This is a genomic window from Photorhabdus aballayi, assembly GCF_026153155.1.
In the GTDB taxonomy this organism is placed as follows: Bacteria; Pseudomonadota; Gammaproteobacteria; order Enterobacterales; family Enterobacteriaceae; genus Photorhabdus; species Photorhabdus luminescens.
In genome coordinates, this window is record NZ_JAPFCD010000029.1 from 24,640 (window position 1) to 48,248 (window position 23,609).

The 23,609-nt window shown below is 40.5% G+C and carries 19 protein-coding genes and 2 pseudogenes; 11 read left to right on the forward strand and 10 right to left on the reverse strand.

What is annotated here, in order from left to right; translation table 11 throughout:
- Positions 1-179 precede the first annotated feature (179 nt).
- The 3 genes from OO184_RS14670 (at position 180) to kdsB (ending at position 1,708) form a co-directional block, all read left to right on the forward strand.
- Positions 180-395 carry a cold shock domain-containing protein gene (locus OO184_RS14670; RefSeq protein WP_049585245.1) on the forward strand — a complete coding sequence of 72 codons (216 nt, stop codon included), beginning with the start codon at positions 180-182 and terminating at the stop codon, positions 393-395.
- Positions 396-775: 380 nt separating this feature from the next.
- On the forward strand, positions 776-955 hold the full coding sequence (locus OO184_RS14675; protein ID WP_265379825.1) for a Trm112 family protein: 180 nt from the start codon (positions 776-778) through the stop codon (positions 953-955).
- A 3-nt stretch (positions 956-958) separates the two neighbouring features.
- Complete coding sequence (kdsB, locus tag OO184_RS14680) at positions 959-1,708, forward strand: 3-deoxy-manno-octulosonate cytidylyltransferase (RefSeq protein WP_265379826.1); 750 nt, start codon at positions 959-961, stop codon at positions 1,706-1,708.
- A gap of 109 nt (positions 1,709-1,817) precedes the next feature.
- Here the strand turns inward: kdsB and elyC are convergent, their stop codons facing one another.
- Positions 1,818-2,657 (reverse strand): envelope biogenesis factor ElyC, encoded by an 840-nt coding sequence (gene elyC / locus OO184_RS14685; RefSeq protein WP_265379827.1) that lies wholly within the window; start codon positions 2,655-2,657, stop codon positions 1,818-1,820.
- A gap of 278 nt (positions 2,658-2,935) precedes the next feature.
- Here elyC and cmoM point away from each other — a divergent pair, with 278 nt between their 5' ends.
- Genes cmoM through mukB form a run of 4 tightly spaced genes read left to right on the forward strand, consistent with a single transcriptional unit; the run spans position 2,936 to position 10,196 of the window.
- Positions 2,936-3,715 (forward strand): tRNA uridine 5-oxyacetic acid(34) methyltransferase CmoM, encoded by a 780-nt coding sequence (cmoM, locus tag OO184_RS14690; protein WP_265379850.1) that lies wholly within the window; start codon positions 2,936-2,938, stop codon positions 3,713-3,715.
- Between the two features lie 10 nt (positions 3,716-3,725).
- Positions 3,726-5,048, forward strand: a complete 1,323-nt coding sequence (gene mukF, locus OO184_RS14695; RefSeq protein ID WP_265379828.1) for a chromosome partition protein MukF — start codon at positions 3,726-3,728, stop codon at positions 5,046-5,048.
- Entirely contained in the window at positions 5,029-5,751 is a 723-nt protein-coding gene (gene mukE, locus OO184_RS14700; RefSeq protein WP_265379829.1) for a chromosome partition protein MukE, read from the forward strand. Before mukF ends, mukE begins: the two co-directional genes overlap by 20 nt.
- Positions 5,748-10,196 carry a chromosome partition protein MukB gene (gene mukB, locus OO184_RS14705; protein ID WP_265379830.1) on the forward strand — a complete coding sequence of 1,483 codons (4,449 nt, stop codon included), beginning with the start codon at positions 5,748-5,750 and terminating at the stop codon, positions 10,194-10,196. Before mukE ends, mukB begins: the two co-directional genes overlap by 4 nt.
- A gap of 149 nt (positions 10,197-10,345) precedes the next feature.
- On the opposite strand, the gene OO184_RS14710 is transcribed toward mukB, so the two are convergent.
- Positions 10,346-10,636, reverse strand: a complete 291-nt coding sequence (locus tag OO184_RS14710) for a HigA family addiction module antitoxin (RefSeq protein ID WP_225812544.1) — start codon at positions 10,634-10,636, stop codon at positions 10,346-10,348.
- Positions 10,637-10,781: 145 nt separating this feature from the next.
- Positions 10,782-11,039, reverse strand: a pseudogene (locus OO184_RS14715) (type II toxin-antitoxin system RelE/ParE family toxin); the annotation flags it as partial.
- Positions 11,040-11,201: 162 nt separating this feature from the next.
- On the opposite strand from OO184_RS14715, the pseudogene OO184_RS25235 reads away from it, so the two are divergent.
- Positions 11,202-11,358: pseudogene (locus tag OO184_RS25235) on the forward strand (IS5/IS1182 family transposase); the annotation flags it as partial.
- Positions 11,359-11,491: 133 nt separating this feature from the next.
- On the forward strand, positions 11,492-11,743 hold the full coding sequence (locus OO184_RS14720) for a type II toxin-antitoxin system prevent-host-death family antitoxin (protein ID WP_265379831.1): 252 nt from the start codon (positions 11,492-11,494) through the stop codon (positions 11,741-11,743).
- 68 nt (positions 11,744-11,811) lie between these two features.
- On the opposite strand, the gene OO184_RS14725 is transcribed toward OO184_RS14720, so the two are convergent.
- From OO184_RS14725 to OO184_RS14735, 3 genes are all read right to left on the reverse strand, one after another.
- Positions 11,812-12,912 carry a fucose-binding lectin II gene (locus tag OO184_RS14725; RefSeq protein WP_283256316.1) on the reverse strand — a complete coding sequence of 367 codons (1,101 nt, stop codon included), beginning with the start codon at positions 12,910-12,912 and terminating at the stop codon, positions 11,812-11,814.
- Positions 12,913-12,917: 5 nt separating this feature from the next.
- Complete coding sequence (locus tag OO184_RS14730) at positions 12,918-13,703, reverse strand: tail fiber protein (RefSeq protein WP_265379832.1); 786 nt, start codon at positions 13,701-13,703, stop codon at positions 12,918-12,920.
- Between the two features lie 522 nt (positions 13,704-14,225).
- Positions 14,226-15,116 carry an N-acyl homoserine lactonase gene (locus OO184_RS14735; RefSeq protein WP_265379833.1) on the reverse strand — a complete coding sequence of 297 codons (891 nt, stop codon included), beginning with the start codon at positions 15,114-15,116 and terminating at the stop codon, positions 14,226-14,228.
- 183 nt (positions 15,117-15,299) lie between these two features.
- Here OO184_RS14735 and OO184_RS14740 point away from each other — a divergent pair, with 183 nt between their 5' ends.
- Together OO184_RS14740 and OO184_RS14745 are read left to right on the forward strand one after the other, a co-directional pair.
- Positions 15,300-15,995, forward strand: a complete 696-nt coding sequence (locus OO184_RS14740; protein WP_139656117.1) for a helix-turn-helix transcriptional regulator — start codon at positions 15,300-15,302, stop codon at positions 15,993-15,995.
- 123 nt (positions 15,996-16,118) lie between these two features.
- On the forward strand, positions 16,119-16,988 hold the full coding sequence (locus tag OO184_RS14745) for a hypothetical protein (protein WP_265379834.1): 870 nt from the start codon (positions 16,119-16,121) through the stop codon (positions 16,986-16,988).
- A gap of 224 nt (positions 16,989-17,212) precedes the next feature.
- Here the strand turns inward: OO184_RS14745 and OO184_RS14750 are convergent, their stop codons facing one another.
- The 4 genes from OO184_RS14750 to OO184_RS14765 all read right to left on the reverse strand — a co-directional run bounded on the left by OO184_RS14750 (position 17,213) and on the right by OO184_RS14765 (position 23,560).
- On the reverse strand, positions 17,213-18,115 hold the full coding sequence (locus tag OO184_RS14750) for a Pvc16 family protein (protein ID WP_265379835.1): 903 nt from the start codon (positions 18,113-18,115) through the stop codon (positions 17,213-17,215).
- Positions 18,116-18,139: 24 nt separating this feature from the next.
- Positions 18,140-20,224 (reverse strand): ATP-binding protein, encoded by a 2,085-nt coding sequence (locus OO184_RS14755; RefSeq protein WP_265379836.1) that lies wholly within the window; start codon positions 20,222-20,224, stop codon positions 18,140-18,142.
- Positions 20,225-20,233: 9 nt separating this feature from the next.
- Complete coding sequence (locus tag OO184_RS14760; RefSeq protein WP_265379837.1) at positions 20,234-22,195, reverse strand: contractile injection system tape measure protein; 1,962 nt, start codon at positions 22,193-22,195, stop codon at positions 20,234-20,236.
- 81 nt (positions 22,196-22,276) lie between these two features.
- Positions 22,277-23,560: a hypothetical protein gene (locus OO184_RS14765; protein WP_265379838.1), complete on the reverse strand. Its 1,284-nt coding sequence runs from the start codon at positions 23,558-23,560 to the stop codon at positions 22,277-22,279.
- Positions 23,561-23,609: the final 49 nt, after the last annotated feature.

Sequence of the window (23,609 nt, forward strand, 5' to 3'; positions counted from 1 at the left end):
GCGATTCTGGTAGGATATCCGCTCGTATCTGTTACTTAAACAATACACTACTCGAATGAAATGTATTTCAAGGTCTTAAAACTGAGATGAGGTTCTATTCGAAAACTTAATATGAAGGGTAAAAAACATCAAAAACAATGAATTAAATTATTGTGAGATGGATAAATGGGGGAGTTATCATGACATTACAATTAAAGATGGGTAGAGTGAAATGGTTTGATGAGCGTAAAGGATATGGCTTTATTTCTCCACAGGATGGAGGACAAGACATATTCGTCAGTAGAAAAGCGATTGCTAATACCAAAAACAAGTCACTCACAGAAGGGCAGGATGTAGAATTTTCAATTATTCGCAAAGGTTATGATTTAACCGCAGCAGATGTGATTGCATTCTAAACCCCTATCTGAAGCCATTTTATCGCCATGTCTTAATGGTAAAAGAGAAAGCATTGAATCATGTGCAAACAAAGGTAATCGTTTTTTTGAACGTACCTTTGGTAAAGCCCGGAGAGTAGTTAAGTCACTTCTGACAATAGCGTTTACTCTCCGGTTTTTGTTTGTCGTCTATATTGATGATTTATTGGCAATTTGGGATTGTGCCAATTACGCCTACGGAGATAGCTTTACACTTTCACCAACTTACCTGATTTTTCAGTGGACGATATTGGGAAAGGGATCGAAAGATCAAATAACAAGAGTTAACGATGATACCAAGCTTATGTTATTCTGGGCCGCACTAAGTTGCACTAAATTAAAGCTCCATAATTGGAGGATGTATGGATCACCGTTTACTCGAAATTATTGCCTGTCCTGTATGTAACGGAAAACTCAGCTACGATAAAGAAAATTTTGAACTTATCTGTAAGTTGGATCGACTTGCGTTTCCTGTACGTGATGGTATTCCCGTCTTGTTAGATCACGAAGCCCGTGAATTACCTTTGGATGGGGAAAAATAAGGTATGTTCACCGTTATTATTCCAGCCCGCTTTGCTTCAACCCGTTTACCCGGTAAACCTTTGGCTGATATTTACGGCAAACCAATGATTGTCCGTGTTATGGAGCGGGCGAAGCGTTCAGGTGCTGCACGCGTCATTGTGGCAACAGATAATCATGACGTTGTTGATGCGGTTGTGGAGGCGGGGGGAGAGGCCTGTCTGACCGACGAAAATCACCATTCTGGTACCGAGCGGTTAGCTGAGGTTATCAACAAATATCAATTTTCCGATGATGAAATTATCGTTAATGTTCAAGGTGATGAACCGCTGATTCCCGAAGAGATTATTAAACAGGTTGCAGAGAATTTAGCAGGCCGCAAAGCGGGAATGGCAACGTTAGCCGTGCAGATTCATGATGCAGAGGAAGCTTTTAACCCTAACGCTGTGAAAGTCGTTATGGATAAACAGGGTTATGCGCTCTATTTCTCCAGGGCGACAATTCCTTGGGAGCGTGACCGTTTTATTCAATCACGGGAAACGATTGGAGATCATTTCCTGCGCCATATTGGTATTTATGCCTATCGCGCGGGTTTTATCCGTCGCTATATACAATGGGAGCCAAGCCCGTTGGAACAGATTGAAATGCTGGAGCAACTGAGAGTACTTTGGTACGGCGAAAAAATTCATGTGGGAATTGCATTAAAAGCGCCGGGAGTAGGCGTTGATACCCCGGAAGATTTGGCCGCAATCAGAAAAATGTTTGCTGAAATTTGATTAACTGTTTGAACTTATTTTGGGGTTAATGAAAGCGCGTCATTTATTGCTGTTTATTTCTATTGCATATTGTTTCTATTGCGCTTTCGTTTCTCCATCTATTTTTACTTTAAGAAGTAGTTTGAGGGTTTTTTCTCGGTTGAGAATGCTCTGATTTTTGTGGGTGTTCTGGATCTTTCGACGGCTTAATACGTTGCCAGAGGGTGCCTAAAGTTTCATACCATACTCGTTCTGAATGAGACAGAAAGTAAGCCGAGGGCAGATATTTTTCCCAGGGATGTAATGGTGAAGTAATCGCTAATTGGTTAGCCGGGCCGGGAATGGGGTTCAACCCATGTTGTTTAAAGAAAGTTATCGCTCGCTGCATATGATTGGCGGAAGTCACTAAAATAAAGGGTTGTTTACCGATCAGTTTCTCAACCTCATTGGCTTCCTGTTCAGTATCCATTGGCTTTGTCAGTGCGATCGTATCTTCTGCGGGCACGCCGAGCGACTGGGCTACAGTAGCAGCGACTTCGGCGCTGCTTTTAACATTTGCTCCTTTACCACCGGTAAAGACCATTTTAGAGCCGGGGTTCAGGCGATATAAACGAATACCTTCTGTCACTCGTGGCAAACTGTTGTTAAGTAAGTTTGAACTGGGTGCCCAATTTGGGTTATAAGTGAAGCCGCCGCCAAGAACGACGATATAATTAACCGGTGGATTGATGTGACTGGGATCGGATTGGTCGCTTTTAGCATAAACCGATTCCAGTGGTAACAGCAGTTTATCGGCAACAGGTTGCAAACTGAGCAGAAGTAGCGTGAGCCAACTAAATGTCAGAACTGTTTTTCCTGTTTTTTGCCAACGGGTAAACCATAGCAGTAATAAAGCGGCAAATGAAATTAGCAATATTAATGGCAGAGGCATTACCATTGCACCGAGATACTTTTTAAATAAAAATTGCATTTATTTACCTTAATTTGGTTGAATTATAGCCATGTGGTTCACAGTTTGTCGTCAAAAGTGGTTATATCAACGAATGCTGTGCCAAAATAGCAGCCAGTGTAATGAAATCTCAACAGATAAATCAGATCTATACCTAATAGATTTCGAGTTGCAGCGCGGCGGCAAGTGAACGAATCCTCAGGAGCATAGATAACTATGTGACTGGGGTGAGTGAAAGCAGCCAACAAAGCAGCAGCTTGAAAGATGAAGGGTATATTCCATTAGTGAGGCAGTTTTTCATGCGGGATCGCAATTTCGATGATATTGCAGACAAATTCTCTCGTAATATTTACGGCACAACCAAAGGTAAAATCAGGCAAGCCGTTGTCTGGCAGGATATCAGCGAATTACTGGCTCAATTACCTCAGCGTCCACTGCGTATTTTAGATGCGGGCGGCGGAGAGGGAAATATGGCATGCCAATTAGCTGCATTGGGTCATCAAGTGATATTGTGTGATTTATCCGAAGAGATGATCCAGCGGGCAAGGCTGGCCGCAGAAGAAAAAGGGGTCAGCCAAAATATGCAATTTATACAAAGCCCGGTACAGGAAATTAGCCAATATATAGAGCAGCCGGTAGATTTGGTATTATTTCATGCAGTACTGGAATGGATTACCGATCAGAAATATGTAATAGAAGTGCTAATGAATATCATTAATCCGGGTGGCGCTCTATCTTTAATGTTTTACAATGCCAATGGTTTGGTAATGCGTAATGCTATTTTAGGTAATTTTCATTTAGCGACACCCAATATACAGCGCCGTAGAAAACGCTCACTATCGCCTCAGAATCCATTGGCGCCTGAACAGGTATATCAATGGCTTGATGAATTAAATATGACGATTACCGGCAAAACAGGCGTGCGTGTTTTTCACGATTATTTGCAAAATCGCCAGTTACAGAGCGAAAACTTTCCGGCGTTGCTGGAATTGGAACAGCGTTATTGCCGACAGGAGCCTTATATCAGCTTGGGTCGCTACATTCATGTCATGGCACGCAAACCATCTTTAACAGTTTAAAGGACAAATTATGAGTGAATATTCCCAGACTGTCCCGGAACTGGTGTCTTGGGCCAGGAAAAACGATTTTTCCATCTCCTTGCCCGCAGAAAGATTGGCTTTTCTGATGGCAATTGCGGTGTTGAACAGCGAGCGTCTGGATGGCGAGATGAGCGAAGGAGAGCTGGTTGATGCCTTTCGTGAAGTTTGCAAAGGATTTGAGCAGACCACGGAATCTGTCGCGGTGCGGGCCAACAATGCCATCAATGATATGGTGCGCCAGAAACTTCTTAGCCGTTTCACCAGTGAATTGGCTGATAGCAATTCAATCTATCGCTTAACCCCGCTTGGGATGAGTATCAGTGACTATTACATTCGCCAGCGGGAATTTTCTACCCTACGTCTTTCGATGCAACTTTCGGTGGTGGCGGGTGAGTTGCACCGGGCAGCGGAAGCGGCGGAGGAAGGGGGAGATGAATTTCACTGGCACCGTAATGTTTTTGCGCCGCTGAAATATTCTGTTGCAGAAATCTTCGATAGCATCGACATGTCTCAGCGCGTCATGGATGAGCAGCAAAGCTCGGTTAAAGAAGATATTGCGGCGTTGCTGAATCAAGATTGGCAGGCCGCGATTGCCAACTGTGAGCAACTGTTATCCGAAACATCGGGTACGTTGCGGGAACTTCAGGACACACTAGAAGCGGCTGGAGATAAACTACAGGCTAATTTGCTGCGTATTCAGGAAGCCAACATGGACAGCGGCGGATCAGAACTGGTTGATAAACTGGTATTTGATCTGCAAAGCAAACTGGACCGTATTATCAGTTGGGGCCAGCAGGCGATTGATTTATGGATTGGCTATGATCGTCACGTTCACAAATTTATCCGTACTGCGATTGATATGGATAAAAACCGTATTTTCTCTCAGCGCTTACGTCAATCAGTTCAACACTATTTTGATCACCCGTGGACCCTCACCATTGCTAACGCTGAACGTTTGCTCGATATGCGGGACGAAGAATTGACGTTACGTAATGAAGAAGTGACGGGGGAACTGCCATTAGCGCTGGAATATGAAGAATTCAGTGAAATAAACGAACAACTGGCGGAAATGATTGAAAAAGCGCTGTTGATATATCGGCAGGAACAGCGCCCACTGGATTTAGGGGCAGTGTTAAGGGATTACCTTGCTCAGCATCCGCTCTCTCGTCACTTTGATGTGGCGCGTATTTTGGTGGATCAGGCTGTACGATTGGGTGTAGCAGAAGCGGATTTCTCTGGGTTGCCAGCGGAATGGTTAGCGATTAATGATTACGGAGCCAAGGTACAGGCACATGTCATCGACACATATTGAACAATTTATGCCAGTTAAACTGGCGCAGGCGTTAGCCAATTCACTTTTCCCGGAACTGGACAGCCAGCTTCGTGCGGGTCGTCATATCGGAATGGATGATCTTGATAATCACGCTTATCTGATGGATTTTCAGGAGCAATTGGAGGAATTTTACGCCCGTTATAATGTGGAATTGATCCGTGCGCCGGAAGGTTTCTTCTATCTGCGTCCTCGTTCAACGACCTTAATCCCGCGCTCGGTATTATCAGAGCTGGATATGATGGTAGGAAAAATCCTCTGTTACCTCTATCTCAGCCCGGAACGTCTGGCTAATCAGGGGATTTTTACTGCTCAGGAGCTGTATGAAGAGCTGATCTCATTGGCGGATGAAGGCAAGTTGATGAAATTTGTCAACCAGCGCTCCTCCGGTTCCGATTTGGATAAACAGAAATTGCAGGAAAAGGTGCGCACGGCGCTGAACCGCCTGCGTCGTCTGGGCATGGTCTATTTCCTGCCAAATGACAACAACAAATTTACCATTACTGAGGCGGTATTCCGTTTTGGTGCTGATGTACGCAGCGGCGACGATCCTCGTGAAGTCCAACTGAGGATGATCCGTGACGGTGAGGCAATGCCGGTTGAAGGCGGCTTATCGTTTGATGAGAGTGAAAATGATGAAACACCGGATAACTCAGCAGAAGATGCGGGAGATGAACAACCATGATTGAACGCGGTAAATTTCGTTCACTGACGCTAGTTAACTGGAATGGTTTTTTTGCCAGAACATTTGATCTTGATGAATTAGTGACCACCTTATCAGGAGGTAATGGGGCGGGTAAATCCACCACGATGGCGGCTTTTGTCACTGCGCTGATCCCTGATTTAACCTTGTTGCATTTCCGTAACACCACCGAAGCCGGTGCAACTTCCGGTTCGCGTGATAAAGGTTTGCACGGCAAGTTGCGTGCGGGGGTCTGTTACTCAACGCTGGATGTGCTTAACTCGCGGCATCAGCGGGTCATCGTTGGGGTGAGGCTGCAACAAGTTGCGGGGCGTGATCGCAAGGTTGATATCAAACCCTTTATGATCCAAGGCTTGCCAACCGCTATTCAACCTACGCAGCTATTAACTGAAAATGTAGGTGAAAGACAGGCGCGTGTATTGCCGCTAAATGAACTGAAAGATCGCCTTGATGAGATGGAAGGCGTGCAGTTCAAACAATTTAACTCCATCACCGATTACCATGCGCTGATGTTTGAGTTGGGGGTGATCCCCAAACGCCTGCGTTCAGCGAGTGATCGCAGTAAATTCTATCGTCTGATCGAAGCTTCCCTGTATGGCGGTATTTCCAGCGCCATTACCCGTTCCCTGCGCGATTATTTGCTACCGGAAAACAGTGGGGTTCGGAAGGCATTTCAGGATATGGAAGCGGCGCTGCGTGAAAACCGTATAACACTGGAAGCTATCCGGGTAACCCAATCTGATCGCGATCTGTTCAAACACTTGATCACCGAAGCGACCTCTTACGTTTCCGCTGATTATATGCGCCATGCCAATGAACGTCGCACCCATCTGGATCAAGCATTAGCATTGCGTGGAGAACTGTTTGGCAGCCATAGGCAACTGGCGACTGAGCGGTATCGTCATGTAGAAATAGCGCGAGAATTAGCTGAACAGAACGGAGCCTCTGCCGATTTAGAAGCTGATCATCAGGCGGCCAGTGATCACCTGAATTTGGTGCAGACAGCCATGCGTCAGCAGGAAAAAATTGACCGTTATCAGGGGGATCTGGAAGAACTTTCTTATCGTCTGGAAGAGCAAACTGAGGTTGTTGAAGAAGCAGCGGAAATTCAGGCTGAATATGAAGCCAGAGCGGAAGCGGCAGAACAGGAAGTCGATGAGCTGAAAAGCCAATTGGCGGATTACCAGCAGGCATTGGATGTTCAGCAAACCCGCGCTATTCAATATCAACAGGCGTTACAAGCACTGGAACGTGCCCGAGAGCTGTGTCGGCTACCGGATCTTTCTGCGGATAATGCAGAAACATGGTTGGAAACTTTTCAGTCTAAAGAGCAACAGGCGACAGAAGCCTTGTTGGCGTTAGAGCAGAAATTAAGTGTTGCGGATGCGGCTCATAATCAGTTCGAACAGGCGTATCAATTAGTCAAAAGTATGGTTGGTGAAATCAGCCGTAGTGAAGCATGGCAGAGCGCCCGTGAATTGCTGCGTGATTGGCCGGCGCAGCAACATCTGGCGGATCGTGTGCAACCATTGCGAATGCGATTGGCTGAACTGGAACAGCGCTTGAACAACCAACAGGATGCTGAGGATTTATTAAGCGAGTTTTGTAAGCGTCAGGGGCGACAGTATCAAGCCGAAGATCTGGAAGCGCTGCAAAATGAACTGGAAGCCCGGCAGGATGCGTTGAGTCTGAGCGTTAATGAAAGCGGTGAACGCCGTATGGAGATGCGTCAGACGCTTGAACAACTGAAACAGAAAATTCAGTCATTGACTACCCGCGCGCCGGTTTGGTTGGCTGCGCAGGATACCTTGCATCAACTGTGCGAACAGAGTGGTGAAACGCTGGCAAGCAGTAATGACGTAACGGAATATATGCAGCAACTACTTGAGCGCGAGCGTGAAACCACGGTAGAGCGTGATGAAGTTGCCGCACAGAAACGTGAGTTGGAAAAGCAAATCGAACGTCTCAGTCAGCCAAGTGGTGCGGAAGACAGCCGAATGATTGCATTGGCGGAACGTTTCGGCGGGGTTTTGCTGTCAGAAATTTATGACGATATCACCATTGATGATGCACCGTACTTCTCCGCCCTGTATGGGCCTGCCCGCCACGGCATTGTAGTGCCAGATCTCTCCTTGGTGCGTCCACAGCTTGAAACGCTGGAAGATTGCCCGGAAGATCTCTATTTAATTGAAGGAGATCCGCAATCTTTTGATGACAGTGTATTTAATGCCGAAGAGCAGCAAAGTGCGGTACTGGTCAAATCCTCTGACCGTCAGTGGCGTTATTCCCGTTACCCTGAATTGCCGTTGTTTGGTCGTGCTGCCAGAGAAAACCGTTTAGAAGCTTTGAATCTGGAGCGCGATACCTTAGCAGAGCGTTATGCCACGCTCTCTTTTGATGTGCAGAAAATCCAGCGTGCGCATCAGTCGTTCAGTCAGTTTGTCGGTAAACACCTCTCTGTCGCATTTGATACCGATCCAGAAGCCGAAATCCGCGAACTGAAACAGCAGCGTACAGAGTTAGAGCGGGAACTCTCCCGGTTTGAAGAGCAGACTCAACAACAGCGTCAGCAATATACTCAGGCTAAAGAGAGCCTGACCGCATTAAATCGTTTGCTCCCCCAAATCACATTACTGTTGGATGAAACCTTAATCGATCGCGTAGAAGAAATACGTGAAGAATTGGATGAAGCGCAAGAAGCCGCCCGTTTCTTGCAACGGCATGTCTCGGCGCTGGTGAAGTTGGAACCGATGGTTGCTGTTCTGCAAAGCGATCCACAGCAGCATCAACAGTTGCAACAGGATTATGAAACCGCCAAACAGAGCCAGCATCAAGCTAAACAACAGGCTTTTACGCTGGTGGAAGTGGTACAGCGTCGTGCGCATTTTAGCTACAGCGATTCTGCCGGTATGCTCAACGAAAATGCGGACCTGAATGACAAACTGCGTCAGCGTCTGGAACATGCAGAATCGGACCGCAGCCGCTCCCGCGAACAATTGCGTCAACAGCAAGCGCAATATTCCCAATTTAACCAAGTGCTGGCATCTCTAAAGAGCTCTTACGAAACCAAACAGGATATGTTGAAAGAGTTGCAACAGGAGATGAAAGATATTGGTGTTCAGGCAGATGCCAATGCAGAAGCGCGTGCTCGTGAACGTCGTGATCACCTGCATGAAGCGCTTAGCGCTAACCGTTCCAGAGTCAATCAGCTTGAGAAACAGATTGCCTTTTGCGAAGCGGAAATGGATAGCTTGCAGAAAAAGCTGCGTAAACTGGAACGCGATTACTATCAAATCCGTGAGCAGGTGGTTTCAGCCAAAGCGGGCTGGTGCTCCGTGATGCGCATGGTGAAAGACAACGGTGTTGAGCGTCGTCTGCATCGCCGTGAACTGGCATATATGGAGGGAGGCGCATTACGTTCCATGTCGGATAAGGCACTAGGGGCATTGCGTCTGGCAGTAGCTGATAACGAACATCTACGTGATGCGTTGCGTTTATCCGAAGATCCAAAACGCCCGGAACGTAAAATTCAGTTCTTTATTGCTGTTTATCAGCACCTGCGTGAACGCATTCGTCAAGATATTATCCGCACTGACGATCCGGTGGATGCCATTGAACAGATGGAAATTGAGCTGGCCCGTTTGACAGAAGAGCTGACCGCTCGCGAGCAAAAGTTAGCCATCAGTTCAAAAAGCGTGGCGAATATTATCCGCAAAACCATTCAGCGTGAGCAGAACCGTATTCGAATGCTAAATCAGGGATTACAAGCGGTCTCCTTTGGTCAAGTGCGTGGTGTGCGGCTGAATGTGAACGTGCGTGAAAGCCACGCGATATTGCTGGATGTGCTTTCTGAACAGCAGGAACAGCATCAGGATCTATTTAACAGCCAGCGATTGACCTTCTCGGAAGCAATGGCGAAACTTTATCAGCGCCTGAATCCGCAAGTAGATATGGGGCAGCGTTTGCCGCAAACCATAGGTGAAGAGTTACTGGATTATCGCAACTACTTGGAATTGGATGTTGAAGTTAACCGCGGCTCTGATGGCTGGTTAAAAGCAGAGAGTGGGGCGTTATCGACCGGTGAAGCGATTGGGACCGGCATGTCGATTCTGGTGATGGTGGTGCAGAGTTGGGAAGAAGAATCCCGCCGTCTGCGTGGTAAAGATATTTCCCCTTGTCGGTTGCTATTCCTTGATGAAGCGGCGCGTCTGGATGCCAAATCTATCGCCACCTTATTTGAATTATGCGAACGCCTACAAATGCAGTTAATTATCGCCGCGCCCGAAAATATCAGCCCTGAAAAAGGGACCACCTATAAATTGGTGCGTAAAGTATTTAACAACCACGAACATGTTCATGTGGTTGGGCTGCGAGGATTTGGTCAGGATGTGCCGGCAACTCAATTGATTTCAGATGCTATCGCTTAATTAAATGGATGGTTTACGGTCATTATAAGTTGGGAAAATAAAGAAAGTGCGCCACGGATGGCGCAATAGATTATTGACAAAGTGCGGGTTTTTTATCTGGCACTTTGTTTTAATTCAGCTCCGTTCACCAGACGGAGCTTGCTGCCATGTTAAGGTGCTGGTGTAAACAGGGGAGTTAGACGAGTTAAATCTATTTCCTGTTTAACTTGTGCCAAGCTATATGCTTCCTGGAGTCTCAGCCACATTTCCGGCGTACTGCCGATCACGCTGGCTAAACGAACCGCCATTCCTGGCGTTACTGCCGCGTTACCTTCAACAACACGCCCAATAGTTGACGGTGAGACATCCAGCGCACGTGCAAGCGCTCTAAGACTAATATTTAAGTGCTCCATCTCGTCAGAGATATAGCGCCCCGGATGGGGTGGCATACGTTTAGTCATTAATGATAGTCCTCGTAGTTCAGTATATATACCCGTCATCTTTCAAGTTGCCTCTTTGTTGGCTGCACTCACTCACCCCGGTCACATAGTTATCTATGCTCCCGGGGATTCGCTCCCTTGCCGTCGCGATGCATCTTGAAATCCATAGGGTATAAACATCACCATCGTTAAATTCGAAAGTTAATCTCCAGTTACCCGATACGCTTACCGCCCAAATACCCTTTCGGTCTCCTGTAAGTGGGTGAAGTTGAAAACTCGGTAAACTCAAATCATTCAGGCTGCTTGCTAAATCTAATGCATTTAACAGTAGGTCTAGCCTGTTAGCATGGTGGGCAACAATTCCCGCCGTTGTTCCTTTTTCGTAATACTTTCGTAACCCTTTATGCTTCCAACTTTTAATCATTGTTTGCGTCCTGTTGCGTTACGAGAGACAGCATAACACATGTCGATCGTTGCGCAACAACATTTCTTTGATAAAATAATATCAGATTATTGGCAAAGTGCTGTTTTTTTATCCGGTACTTTGTTTTAATTCAGTTTCGTTCACTAAACGAGGCTTGCCACCCTGTTAAGAACACCTTCTCTCCAGACGTTCTCGTCAGAAACGCTCTCGCTTGATGAGCTGGTTCCTAAAAATCATTTGGTCCGTCAAGTCGATGCCACCATTGATTTCGAATTTATTTATCCGCGAATGAGTTGCCCCATTATATTGCCACAATAATAACGCCTTGGTGGGGGATTAAACCGGGTTAATGAGGAAAATGGATGGCGCAATAGATATTTAACTTGAAAAATTGTACCATTATTTTCTGCTTATTAAGATTCGGTATTATTGATATGGGAAAAGGACATATTATGCGGAAGACAACATATAGAGTTGCAAAGGGAAATCTTGCTTCAATTATGGACCAAGCCGTTCAGGATGGTGCGCCAATATTGATCACCAGACAAAACGGTGGAGATTGTGTCATTATTTCAAGTGCAGAATATGCAAGTCTTAAAGAAACAGCTTATTTATTACGATCACCAGCTAATGCAAAACATTTACTTAAATCATTAGAGCAGGTAAGTGGTGGGAGTTTGCAGGAAAGGCAGTCAGATAAATAAACGCGTTAATAAAGAAAATGCGCCAAGGGTGGCGCAATAATTATTCTAATCTAGCAACTATTTTTAGTTTATGTCAGAGGCCAATTCAAGAACACCACGCTATCATTGTAATGACTATTGGTACCATTTTCAGCACCGATAATAGCGGTTCCCGGATTTCCATCAAATGTATTATCGAAATAACGAAGTTTGCATGGTTTGCCATCTCCTGCAATCTCAATACAGATTTTGCCTGTACCTGATGTGTAGGCTTTAGTCGCCATGAGATTATTTTGTCCTTTACCGGTTAGTGTATCTACCAGAAGATCGTCAATATATACTTTTACAGTTTGCGGGATATTTGTATTAGCGTAGGCTATCAGGCCGAATCGAATACTTTGAGGTAACTGGAAACAATATTTACCCGTATCATTAGTACCACATGTTCCATTACAGACTTTACTATTGCCTCCATTATTATCTCGGTGACTGCCTAATAAATCAGTATCGACCGATACCGCCGATTGAATATTTTTGAAGGTTAACCCTCTCCAACCCTCATTATCGCTGGAGATGATGATTGGCCCGGCATCAAGTGCATTCAAATTTGGGTCGAACCGAATAAAAGAATCACCTTTGAAAAAATAAATAAAATTTCCATCGATATCTGGCCATGAAATAACAGCACCCAGATTGCTACTAAATGCTGCATATTTCCCGGTCATTCCCCACCGATCTGAAATAGTGCTGGTCTTAATTGTGTGTAAATCGATGGTGTAATCTACACAATGTTCACCTTTAAAGAAACAGACAGTGTTTGTAGTCAATTCTATGGCTGCATCTATTCCATTTTCCAGTTCTGTTCCTTTTAATCCAGGCCATCCATCTATAATGAAGTTCGGTCCATCAACGACCTGTGCTTTCGCGATATCGAATTTAAGATATAGTGAACCTTTAAAAAAATATAAAAAACCATTTAGATTAATAATATCGTCAATATATCTTTGAAACCCGGCAGGCAGGTTGGACCAATCTTTAGCGATGGGTTGGGGGTAACCAATGTATTTATTTAAACATTGATTATTGAACTTAATGTTTTCTTCATTCAGGAAGAAGTAACTAGATATATTCATTGTTATATATCCTTTGTAATTAAAAAATAAGCGGTAATTTAAATCTTTTTTGTGCATCGGAATTAAAGTTTCATAATAAAAGCTAATAAATAATAAGGCGGAATTATATCAACACTATGATTATGTGAAGGGGACGATGCTGTTGCCGGGTGATTATGTCCTTGTCCTCCTCCTGTGTGTGATGTATATGCGTAAACAGGCAAATTGGAAAGAGTCGATACTACACCAGTGTCATTACGTATTTGATAAATATTATCGCCGCCAGGGAAATAAGAGCCATATCTCATTCCCCACCCATTCACATAACCCACACCTTCAATATGTTTATGACTAGGTATTTGTGCTTCTGTTAATGCTGTATTTCCCACAGTAACATTTACCGAAACTGTAGTGGATGTTGTATTTTTGGGAAAGTTTTTTCCGTCACTATTTCCACTAGCTTTACTACTGCTTTTTCCTGTCTCAGAAATAGTTTCCCCGCACATGACAAAACGACTTCTTAAATCTGGTGTTCCATTATTACCATCACAAAAAGCCCAGCCGGTAGGAGCATCCATACCGGAGAACATCATAATCATTCCTTTTGGCAGTACATTATTGGGATCAATACTGATGCCGCTACTGTCTACTTTAATACCATTACCCGCTTTTACATTTAGTCCATCTTTATCTGCTTTTAAGCCGCCGTCAGGGTTAATTTTTATTGCTTGTGTATAGTCATCACCCGGTTTTAGCGCTGAATGTAGATTATCAGTCCGACTGGGCGTTTTACCAACTGTATGGCGATCCATAGTATTGGTATTCTCTGTATTGGATTCTGAAGTGGACAGGTTATATTCTTTTTCCATTTTTATCACCTTGTATATGATATTGAGTTGTTTTGTTCAACAATGAAATTGATGATTTTTTCCTTTATTTACTATTTACATTTAAAATATGAAAAACGTTTATTGCTTTGTCTTCATTAGTTTTGATTTAAGGGTATAGCTACCGCAATAATATGATTTATAGATGTTATTGTTTATATTTAAAAATTTATCCAATAGTTATTTAAATGATTTTATGTGAAACAAAATAATTATGGGAAATTAATTTTTAGACGCAACATTAATTAATAACAGAGATTGTTATCTGATGTTTATTTATCTGTATTTTCAGTTTTAAATATGGCAAAGATAGGATGATTAATAGGGTTATTTTTATTGATTGGGATAAGTGGATTGGTTTTATTTTCAATGCTGGCCTTTTGCGACACCCTCTTCAGGGTGAGGAGGATGTCAGAGCAGAGTTTTGTTTCATCACGAAGAGCGAAGGTGGATTACAGGTAAGCTCAGTATGAAAAATAGAGCTTACAGTAATCCAATAATCGTTTATGGCTTAATAACTTGATCTTCAATATTAAATTTGAATAATGCATCTTCATTTAAAGTTCTTGGTAGTAGCATTTTAACAATAGGTAAAAATTTACCTGTTGCATCTTTATAATCACGCTGATCTTTTTGTGCATCAGCTAAGCCTGAATTTTCTGAATAAAAAAGGGCTTCAATAGGTAATTTACTAGGATCATTTTCTTCCCAGGTTGAAATTCTGATTTCATTCTGTTTTGGTGGAATATTAGGAGTACGTGGAAGTTTTTTGATACTTTCTAACATTTGATAGAAAGCTATAGCTGGATTATCTACATCTTTAGTAACATTAAATCCACATTGAAAAAGATCTTGAGAGTTTACTTTCCTATAATTTTTTATCCAATCATCGGAATTCATCACATTTTGTTCTTGGCAAGATTTACCTTTATCTTTCGCCTTAGTAATATTTTCACCACAACCTTTATTCGCTCTCTCATTTGTATAGCCATCAATAGGAAATGCACACAATACAGAAAAATCGACGCTATCTTTAGGTGCTATATGTTCAGGGAAAACAATAAATCCATTTTTATATCCATAAGCTAAGCGTTTAAACTTAGCGTCTTTCCTTAAATATGAAAAAGAAACACCACCACTTTTCATAGATGATGAGCTAGGTTGCCAAAATTTATGATTATTTGAACGTATAGTGCCACGCAATATAACTCCAGAGCAAAGAAAAGCAGGCGATTGAGCATCACCACAATCTTTGACGGTATTATTATATTGTTGGGTTAATATACTCGCAATATTATTTTGTACCTCGGTTTCATTTTCCGTTTGAGTAAAGGCAAGAGTATTTGCTGAAAAAAAGACAATACTAAGGAGCAAACCTACAATAGGTTTTTTCATAAAATCCTCACTTAATTTAAAGTGTGTTAATTGAAATTAAATTGTTCCTCATTCACTTCCTAGTAGAGTTTTTCACTGTTTTGCTTATATCACAACTATCAGATTTGATAGTTGTTCTAGTCAATTATTGGACTAATCTTAGTATTAACGGTTTGAAAAATATAACAATACCCAGGTTAAATTATGATTGACTTATATGAGTTTTATTCAGATTGTGTTATTGAGGAGTTTAATGATCTTCATTTTGTTATTAAAACCATTCAATCTATTACTGATGTAGAATGGTACTCTCTCTTTTACTCTTCAACTAAAAATAATATTAAAGAAGCAAATTTCATTACCAATAATGATCAATTAGCCTTAAAATATAAAAAAGAAAAATATATCAATAACAATCCCATTTTTGAATATTGCATAAAAAACACGATCCCTTTCATATGGGATTGCAATAAACTAGAAAAAAAATCACTTTTTTTACATGAAATTAAAGATTATGGCATAAATCATGGCATATCTTTTCCTATGCATGGTATTAATCATGAGTTTGGAATTTTAACTTTATCTTTTTATTGCAAAGAAGATGATTATATAGGGACAATAAATAAAAATTTCAATCAACTAATGGCATTAAGAGATATAATACTACATTATTTAATTATTTTAAAAAACAAAAAAAACAACATTAAATTAAGTGAAAGAGAAAAAGAAGTTTGTTCTTGGTATTTAATTGGCAAAACAACATGGGAGATATCACGCATACTTAATTGCTCAGAAGCAAATGTTAATTTTCATTTTAAGAAAATTAGAGAAAAATTTAATGTTAATTCTAGAGGCGCAGCCATAATAAAAGCCATCGAAAATGGTCAAATAGAATTATGAAGCCTTGTTTTACTATCAAATCTGATAGTTGTGATATAAGCAAAACAGTGAAAAACTCTACTAGGAAGTGAATGAGGAACAATTTAATTTCAATTAACACACTTTAAATTAAGTGAGGATTTTATGAAAAAACCTATTGTAGGTTTGCTCCTTAGTATTGTCTTTTTTTCAGCAAATACTTTTGCTTTCACTCAAGCGGAAAATGAAACCGAGGTACAAAATGATATTGCGAGTATATTAACCCAACAATATAATAATACCGTTAAAGATTGTGGTGATGCTCAATCACCCGCTTTTCTTTGCTCTGGAGTTTTGATGAGAGGGACTCGTCCGGGATTTAAATTTTGGAAGTTAAATCCATCTTCTATAAAAAATAATGGAGTTTCTTTTTCATACTTAAGAAAAGATTCTAAATTTGGCAATACATTTGCTAGCGTTAATGGTTTTATTCTTTTTCCTGAACAGATGGCCCCTAAAGATAAGGTTAAAGTTCCTGTATTATGCTCCTATGTTCTTGATGCAAATACTTGGGGGCGTCAGGGAAATTATTGTGGTGCGCCGCCTAAACCTTCAGATGCGAAATCATGCCAAGATTTTGGTGTTTTCACCGCTCATGAATTAAATAAAGCTATTGCAAGAAAATCTGCATGGGGAATCTGTGCATTTGATGTTAGACCGACGGCTAAAAATCCAGCAGATGCTTTTTATCAAACATTACTTGCAATGCCTTATCATGGTAATGGTTTAAATTATAATGAGATAGTCGTTCAACCTTGGGATGAGAATAAGCCACAAACATTACCTATTGAAGCCCTTTTTTATTCAGAAAATGCAGGTCTAGTTAATGCACAAAAAGATCAACGTGATTATAAAGATGCAACAGGTAAATTTTTACCTATTGTTAAAATCAAATTACCTAAAGGCGTAAATGTAAAACAGGCAACAGATGCTGTATTTACATTTGACCCTAAAGATCAAGTTGTGAGTCAGTAATATACCCTATGGATTTCAAGATGCATCGCGACGGCAATTTGTTCTACGGCATTAATGAGTAGAAAATAAAAAATGCGCCACGGATGGCGCATAGATATTTAGTCTGATATTGTACAGTTTATTTTCTGTTTATCAGATTAAATGTTATTAATACGAAAGTTGGAAGAGCACGTTTTAATTTATTGTTATTCTCGCGTGGGTATTCTATTGAATAAATAGTAATTTTATATTGAAATTAAATCATCAGAATTTTCTTTAACGATAATAATACCTATCCCATTTACTTTAACCACGGATTCTTGCTTGTTTACCCATATAGAAAGAATATCTTTTATTTTGGGTAGATAGGTTGAGAGAGTAATACCTGAAACTTCAAGAATAACACTTTCATTTTTCTGATTATAATTATTATCTGGTGTGGATTTGGTTATCAGATTGACTTTAGCCAGAGCAAGGTGAATATCTTCTGTACCACCTAAATCGGCACATAATTTATCTGCCAGAGCTTGGCTTATTTGTGAATTATCCAGACTGGTTTTTTGAACCACGGAAGTGGATATCTGGCTGATTGGCGTCATATTGTCTTTAATATCTTGCAGTCTCATCGGTACGGTAATGGAATAGAGTAAAGAGAGGCGAGGGCGATTGCCGAGAGATTGCCAAAAATTACCCAAGCTATTTAAATTTTCCTGTTGGGGAATAACCCGGGTATAGGCACCGGGAATGCCGGTTAATTGGCGATTATTGATTAATGCATTTAAAACCCGTGTCATCACTTGTGCAGCTTGATTATTGGGTTGGCTGTCTGGGCTGGAGCTGTCGCTAGAGGGCTTACTCGCATCCCAGTAGGTAATTAAATAGTTACAATTAATATTGACCCATCCCGGTAATAATGTGTTGGTTGCCGGGTTATAACGTCTTGATTCGGCGGATCGTAATTGTAGATCTTCGTGTATATCATAAAGAAATACACTGACCGTCGGTTCTGATTGAATAGAATTAATTTCGGGTAGATCAAAACGAATATCAATTTTTTGACCGGCAATGTCTAAATATTGAGATAAAATAGTATTTAATGCTTGATTAATCTCGATAATCGCATTGTCAGAAGCAATGATGGTTGTCATGTTTGTTCCTATGCTATTGAATATTTAAAAAGCTAATCGGCCGGTTTTATTTAATTCAAGTATCACGGCTCGATCTATATGTTTATTTTCGATTTGTTCACAATTATCATCTGCTGCTAATATTGATGATAATAAAGCAATATTCCTGATATTAGCACCAGTTAAATCAGCCCGTTTAGCCAGATGGGCAAAATCAATTTCATTGGATAGCGTCAGTTGTTCCGGCCAAATGACTTGCCACATTTTTTTACGTAACGCTTCATCCGGGTAAGTAAAACGGGTAATAAAGGTAAAACGGCGATTAAACGCACTGTCTAAATGATTGCGATTATTGGTGGCTAAAATCACTAATCCCGGATAATTTTCCAGTCGTTGTAATAGGTAAGATACTTCAATATTCGCATGTCTGTCTTTGGCATCTTTGGTCTCACTGCGTTTGCCAAATAAGGCATCGGCTTCGTCGAAAAACAGTACCCCGGAATCCGCTTCGGCTAGATCGAAAATACGAGAGATATTTTTTTCCGTTTCACCGATATATTTATTTACCACGGTAGAGAGATCAACCTTAATCAGATCAACACCAAGATAACCGGCAATTACCTCAGCAGCCATTGTTTTGCCGGTTCCTGACTCACCGTAAAATAGGGCGCTAATTCCGGTGCCGTAACTGATTTTTTCCTGAAAGCCGGCACCCAGAATTTGGTCACGGTAATTAATCGCTGCGATAATTTCTTTTAATTGCTGCGTTAATGTGTCTGAAACCACTAAATCGTTAAAACTGCGTTTTGGCGTGATTCGTTGAGCCAGTTTGCCGAAATTCTGTTGGGCGCGGAAACTTAATGCTTGACGCAGATCGGTTTCTTCCAATTGGCCTTCGGGTTGTCGCACCATTTGATATTGATAAGCTTCTGCAAGAATGAGCGGTAATGTTTCCGCGGTAAATGAAAAACGCTGACATAGCTGAGTAATATTGATTTTTTGAGTGATATTCTCCGGTAAGCTTGCTTTGAGCAAGGTTTTTTTATCCGTCAATGTCGCAATGGGCATATTAATTTGCACCATTGGTAGATGCTTAATCCAGACGAATGACTCTCCCGGTTCTACTAAGCAAACTACGCGTAATTTTGGCTGATGCAGCAAAATAGATAAATCGTGGTGTAATATTTTCGTTGTTTCTGTAAGCAAAGAAAAATTACGGATTAATAAACAAGCGTTATGTAACCGGGTTTCTCGTATTGCATCCGCCAGCAGGTCGGATATTCTGGTTGTATTTTCTTCATCGGTCAGGTGGGCTAAATCAAGCGTTAAAGTATTAATGCCATGAGATCCCATAATATTACTGACTGCTAATTCTCTGGCGCTGCCTTCTTTTCCTCTGAGTATTACCAATGGACGTATTCCGTTGGTTTCATTTAATAATATCTTTTCAAATGAATGATAAAGAGTTTGTGGATACCCATTATATGAGGCAGGCGTTTGCCAGTTAGCACAGGTTATCAGGGGGGATAAAAGTGTTCGTTGTCCCAATAAAAAATGCCAGACAGCGCTGTGGGTTAAAAATTGTGTTTGTAACCAGATAGATTCTTCGTGATTATTGAGTCGTAATAATTGGTTACTGATTAATGGTGTTTGCGGTAAAAAGCTGTTTTGCAGTAATTGCCGATCACTTTGACGTTGGCTAAATAATTCAATAGCTAAAGCGAAACTGGGCCACTGTTTTTTACTGCTACCATTTAGAGCGGCAAATAATGCATGGTAACGGCTATCGAAATGGGGTAATAAACCTAATAATAAAATATCACGCTCAAATTCAGTCAATTCAAAACGTTCGACCAATAATGATAACGCATCAAGGGCAGGGTTTTCCTCGATTTCTGGATGGTGAATAGGATTATTTGTTTTAGCCAGCCAATGAGGTATACCTTGCGGTGATATTAAACACTGTTCTACTTCATCTTCGGTCAGTAAAAAACTTTCCGGTAATGAATAGTATTGGTCTCCTTTTTGATAATAATATTGCTGTAATAGCAGATCGATACGTTCCAAATGGGGATAAATCCAGCGTAATTCAGCCACGTTAAAGAGGTTATTTGTGAGTAGGTAGTCCATATAAGCCTTCTAAATATTTTTCCAGTCAATCTTTAAAGGATGATCCAGCCAGGGAAGCTTGGCGATATTTAATGGCCAAGGCCAATCGTCTAATAGCACATCAAACGGTTGATGCTCTACCGTGATTTTGATTTCTTGCTCATTTATCAACAATGCACCGGGCCGTTGTAAAAATAATTGGCGAACGTCATTGCGGCTTAATTTTTTCCAGCCGGAAAGTTGGTTGATAATGGCGTCTAACCATTGATCTATTATCAACTGTTTTTCCGGTTCAAGTGGGAGTAATTGAATCATTTCATCAACCATTAATCCACATAGAACGTTATTCAGCATTTTTCGTTCCCGCGGTATTTCTTCTTTTCCCCAAATCAAATAATTAAGGAAATTAACCGCGCTAAATTGGGCTTGACGATGGATAAATTTTTGTTCTTCAAGTAAGCTAAATTGATTAAATAATGCGGGTAGCATCGGCCATAAAATCAATATGCCGGCGTTATTCACCTGATATGGCAAAATTTTTCCGGGCAATAAATTTGATTCAGAACGTACTTTTCTGATAGCTCGAAATTGGCTGCATTTATTATCTTTAATAGATAGATTATTTGATACTGATGATATCTTATGGTTTTCTGATATTAACTTTTGATTTGTCGAATATTGATATTGCTGAATGTTCTGAATATCAACGTGAGTACAGGCTAATTTCTTACTAGATTTATTCTTATTTGCATGGGCTGAAATAAAATGTTCTGGAATATATTGGTTTCCCTGAGTGATTTTGCCGTTAATGTCAGTAATAACCGACTGTTTACTGGATTGATTTCGATTAGTATGTTTTTGAGTAAAATGTTCAGGTAAATATGGTTCTTCCAGAGGATTAATGTTGTCATGATGAGTGGCAATTAATTCCTTACCGAGTGTGTTTTTATCCGTATGGTTTGAAATAGAATGTTCAGGTAAATATTTTTCCTGCTGAATTTTCGAGATGTTTATATTAGCAGGAGTTAATTCTATATTAGAACGATTTTTATCTGTATAGTTTTCAATAAAAAGTTCTGATAAATATTGATATTCTTTAGTAGATAGATATTTTTTACTGAATCTTGCAACAGCAATAGTTTGCCAGAACTGCTTTAACCAACTATTTAATGGAATATTGTCAGTGATAATCTGGCGAAATAACGTAATAATCGATGTTGCATTAAGTGTACCATTATCTAATTCAGTGGTGAGATGTGATAGCACTTTCGCATCCAGTTTAGGTATCTCCTGTGTATGATTTAGCTGTATATATTGCAAGGCATTGAGTATCAATTGTCCGGGGGAGACAGGTTCCCCCAAATATTGTGATCTGTTTATCTTTTCGGATAGTCTGTAGTTAATCGCGCTTAATAAAGTGGGTTGCTTGAGCATTAATAACCGTTGTAGACTTGGTTCAGATAAACAGCTTTTTGCTAAAAATAAAGCTAATTTATCTTCTATTCCCGCTAATTGATTAACTAATTGCCGGATATTGATGTCAATATTTTGATGATGAGTTTTAATCTCTATTGAATTCAATGCGGAATTCTTTTGATTTAAATAATGAATGAAATCTTCAACATTAATTGAATTGTTGACATATAATAAAGACGATTTGTTGGTTATTTTTTGCGATTTTGATTCTATTAGGGATGTTTTTTTCTCCTGATGATTAATTTGATATTGGCTTAATGCTTTATTTAATGCGGTATTAAGCTTTACAGGGAATAGTGAATTAAAATTATGTAGATTTATTTCACCAAGATCCAGAGTTAATGTTTCTAAATATATGCTCTGATTAATGGGATGTTGAGTAAAAAATATGTTAAATAACTTATTAATATCAGCTTGATTAAGTAGGGAGCCATGTAATACTTTTTTAGCTACCTGTTGATTATTAGTTTCAATAGTAATAATAATTCTGTTTAACAGATTTGGCTCCCAAGGCATATTTAATCTCTCATTGTTAATTGATAGATATGAAAATATAATCAAATTTATATAGGAATAATATTGTCCTGATTAATTAGTCTATTTTTTCATAATATATCTCATATAATATATATTTGCTGTAAAAGCTTCTCCGAAACTTAATCTAAAGATGGTATAAGATTTTCTATCCCAGCCTGAAACTAAATTAAGAACACCATCTCTATTTCCTGGGTTATTTAAATTAGGTGTTCCATTATTCCCATCACACCATACCCAGCCATTAGGTAAACCACCATCATTATAAAATGGCACAATTGTTCCTGATGGGATAATTAGGTCAGCGAGTGCTGATGCAATTGAATTGATATCAACACTTACGCCATCACTGTCTACTTTAATACCATTACCAGCCTTAGCTTTTACAGAGACGCCATTACTATCAACGTTAATACCATTGCTGGCCTTAACATCCAATCCTCCCCCAACTTTTACCCCCCAACCAAGATTCACAGATATTCCCGTAGGATCAACGCTAATTGTGTTATCTTTGGGTTTTACAGAGACACCATTCCAATTAACGTTAATACCATCGCCAGCCTTAACATCTAATCCATCACCTATTTTTATTCCCCAACCAAGTCTTACGGATATCCCTGTAGGATCAACGTTAATTGTGTTGTCTTTGGCTTTTACAGAAACCCCATTCCCATCAACATTAATACCATTACTCGCTTTAACTTTTACACCGTTTTTACTTAAACTTAAACCGCTGGCGCCACTTGATCCATGTGTATCACCTCCTTCTAGTTTTAAATAAATACCCGTATCGTCAGTAACTTGAATACCACCGCTATCCCAACATTTAACAGCTAAACCCTCTGTACTCAAGCTTAATCCGCTTACTCCACTCCAGTTATTACTGGAATTACCCCCTTTTAATTTTAAAAAAAGCCCAGACCCATCAGTTACCGTAATACCGCCTGCATTCCAACATAGAACACCGACGCCATCTTTATCAACGGAAATAGCGCTATTGCTTTTAGCTTTGACAGCGATATTACCTGTATTCACTTGAATACCATTACCTTCTCCCACACTTAATCCATTTTTATCTGCCTTTAAACCGCCGGTAGGGTTAGTTTTTACTGATAGCCCAGAGTTATTATTCAGTTCTAGTCCTGAATTTGGATTATCTGTTTGATCCGGTGCTTTGCCCATTGCCCGGCGGCCAATATCAGCAATATCAATCAGGTCTGAATAATCCGTTTGTAGCGGAATACTGCCCTCTTTAAAACGGTTTTTAAGTTCATCTGTTGAAGGTCCTGTTGATTCACTATTTTCTGTATTGGATTGCGAAGTCGATAGGTTATATTCTTTTTCCATTTTGCTTACCTTATATAATATTGAATTATTTTGTTTTAAATACCCTGTG